Genomic DNA, 2,952 nt, shown 5'->3' on the forward strand with positions numbered 1-2,952 from the left:
GATCCACTGGAAGCCTGAACTGGTCCACGCCCACGACTGGCCCGCAGGGCTGGCGCCCGCCTACATGCACTGGCGCGGGCTGAGCACGCCGACCCTGTTCACCATTCACAACCTGGCCTACCAGGGTGTGTACAGCCGTGGCTGCAGCCCGGAGCTGGCCATCCCGGACCACGCCATGCAGCAGGAAGGCATGGAGTTCTACGGCAAGCTGTCGTTCCTCAAGGCCGGCCTGGCCTACTCCAGCCACATCACCACGGTAAGCGCTACCTACGCGCAGGAAATCACCACCCCCGAATTCGGCTGCGGCCTGGATGGCTTCCTCTCCAGCAAGGCGCAGCAAGGTTTGCTCGGCGGCATCCCCAACGGCATTGACGAGAGCTGGGACGCGGCCACCGACAAGCACCTGCAGCACAACTTCAGCATGAACGACTGGGCAGGCAAGGCACGCAACACCCAGGAAGTGCGCGAGCTGTTCGATCTCGAACCCTCCGAGGGCCCGCTGTTTGCCGTGGTCTCGCGCTTGGTCTACCAGAAAGGCCTGGACCTGACCTTGGGTGTGGCCGACTACATTGTCGAGCAAGGCGGGCAGATTGCGATCATTGGCCGTGGCGAGCCAGAGGAAGAGCAGGCCATGCGCGAGCTCGCGCTGCGCCACCCCGGCCGCATCGGCGTGCGCATCGGTTTCAACGAAACCGACGCCCGGCGCATGTTCGCCGGTAGCGACTTCCTGTTGATGCCGTCGCGCTACGAGCCCTGTGGCCTCAGCCAGATGTATGCGCAGCGCTTCGGCTCACTGCCGGTGGCGCGCAACACCGGCGGGCTGGCCGACACCATCGAAAACGGCGTCACCGGCTTCCTGTTCGACGAATCCACCGTGGAAAGCTACCGCGAAGCCCTCAGCCGTGCCTTTTATATCTACCAGAAGAAGGACCTGCTCAATGCCATGCGTTGCCTGTCGATGACCCAGCCGTTCAACTGGTGCCAAGCCGTGGAACCCTACGCACGGTTGTACGAGGACCTGGTCAAGCAGGCCCACCTGGCGCATTACTGAGAAAGGGGCCGAAGATGCACAGGCATGGCGCACACTTGCTGGACGCCACGTCGGCGCGCTTCGCCCTCTGGGCACCCGATGCGCGCAGCGTGAGCGTAATACTGGAGCAGCAGCCGGCCATTGCGCTGCTGCCCGATGAGGATGGCTGGTACACCGGGATCGGCCCGGCCAGGCCCGGTAGCAACTACCACTTCCTCGTCGACGGAAAACTGCAGGTAGCCGACCCCGCGTCGCGCTACCAACCCGAAGGCGTGCATGGGCCTAGCCAGGTAGTGGACATTGCCAGCTACGCCTGGCAACACAGCTGGCAAGGCCGGCCTTGGCACGAGGCCGTGATTCAGGAACTGCACGTCGGTGTGCTGGGCGGTTACGAAGGCGTGGCCAGCCATTTGCCACGCCTTGCCGCCACAGGTATCACCGCGATCGAGCTGATGCCGGTCGGTCAGTTTCCCGGGGACCGCAACTGGGGCTACGACGGTGTGCTGCCCTTTGCCGCGCAGCATAGCTACGGCAGCCCGCAACAGTTGTGCAGCCTGATCGACCAGGCCCATGGCCATGGCCTGATGGTCATGCTCGATGTGGTGTACAACCACTTCGGCCCGGACGGCAACTTCCTGCACCAGTACGCCAGCCCGTTCTTCCGTGAAGACCGGCAGACGCCCTGGGGCGCGGCCATCGATTTCCGCCGCCCGCAAGTACGCGAGTACTTCATCCAGAACGCCCTGATGTGGCTGTGCGACTACCGCTTCGACGGTTTGCGCCTGGACGCGGTGCACGCCATTGACCAGCCCGATTTTCTCATCGAACTGGCGCAACGTGTGCGGGCGGCGGTCGAACCCGGCCGCCAGGTGTGGCTGGTGCTGGAAAACGAACACAACCAGGCGTTCCTGCTGGAACAAGGCTTTGACGCGCAATGGAACGATGACGGCCACAACGCGCTGCACGTACTGCTGACCGGCGAAACCGAAGGCTATTACGAAGACTACAGGGACAAGCCGATCGACAAGCTGGCCCGCTGCCTGGGCGAAGGGTTCGTGTTCCAGGGCGACATCAATCGCAACGGGCAACCCCGGGGCGAGCCGAGCGGGCACCTGTCGCCCAGTGCTTTTGTGCTGTTCCTGCAAAACCATGACCAGATCGGCAACCGTGCGCTGGGTGAGCGCCTTACCCGGCTGTGCCCGCCAGCGGCATTGCGGGCAGCCACCGGCTTGCTGCTGCTGAGCCCGATGATTCCGCTGCTGTTCATGGCCGACGATGACGGCAGCCGCGCGCCGTTCCTGTTCTTCACCGATTTCCACGACGAGCTGGCCGATGCGGTGCGCGAAGGCCGCCGCGGCGAATTCGCCCATTTCGCAGCATTCGCCGACCCCGAACAGCGCCAGCGCATACCTGACCCGAACGCCCGGTCAACCTTCGACACCTCGCGCCCAGATGGCCACGATGTGCTCGCTGGCTGGCACGGCCTGTACCAACAACTGCTGGCGGTACGGCGCACACAGCTGGTGCCTCGCCTCCCGGGCACCCGAGCCTTGGGCGCTGAGGTGCTGGGCGACAAGGCACTCAGCGCCAGCTGGCGGCTGGGGGATGGCAGCACGCTGCGCATCGACCTCAACCTTGCCGCCCAGGCCCAGCCATTGCCGCAGCCTGCTGCCGGCATGCGCCTGTTCGACAGCAGCAACAACGCCCACCCCGACACCCACCTTTCCCCTTACAGCTGCGTGGTCACCCTGCTGCCCGCCGGCCAGGAGGCGCCATGAGCGAACCCTTGCTACACCAGCTGGCCCAGCGAGCCGGGCTGGCGCGCGACTGGATCGACGCCAACAACCGCCCGCAGCAGGTCAGTGACGAAGTGCTGCGCCAGGTACTGGAAGCGCTCGGCCACCCCGCCGCAGACGATGCCC

At 65.2% G+C, this 2,952-nt stretch carries 2 protein-coding genes; both read left to right on the forward strand.

Annotated elements, in window-relative coordinates:
• Positions 1–1,051: glycogen synthase (locus tag HP546_RS28545; RefSeq protein WP_172232679.1), on the forward strand; the 1,051-nt coding region annotated here is incomplete at its 5' end.
• A 14-nt stretch (positions 1,052–1,065) separates the two neighbouring features.
• Positions 1,066–2,808 carry a malto-oligosyltrehalose trehalohydrolase gene (treZ, locus tag HP546_RS28550; protein WP_172232682.1) on the forward strand — a complete coding sequence of 581 codons (1,743 nt, stop codon included), beginning with the start codon at positions 1,066–1,068 and terminating at the stop codon, positions 2,806–2,808.
• Positions 2,809–2,952 lie beyond the last annotated feature (144 nt).

Origin of the sequence: Pseudomonas sp. CM25 (assembly GCF_013179705.1) — a bacterium.
Lineage (GTDB): Bacteria > Pseudomonadota > Gammaproteobacteria > Pseudomonadales > Pseudomonadaceae > Aquipseudomonas.

Excerpts from the sequence above, each read along its gene's own strand:
- treZ (WP_172232682.1), top strand. The coding sequence starts at position 1,066 with ATGCACAGGCATGGCGCACACTTGCTGGACGCCACGTCGGCGCGCTTC.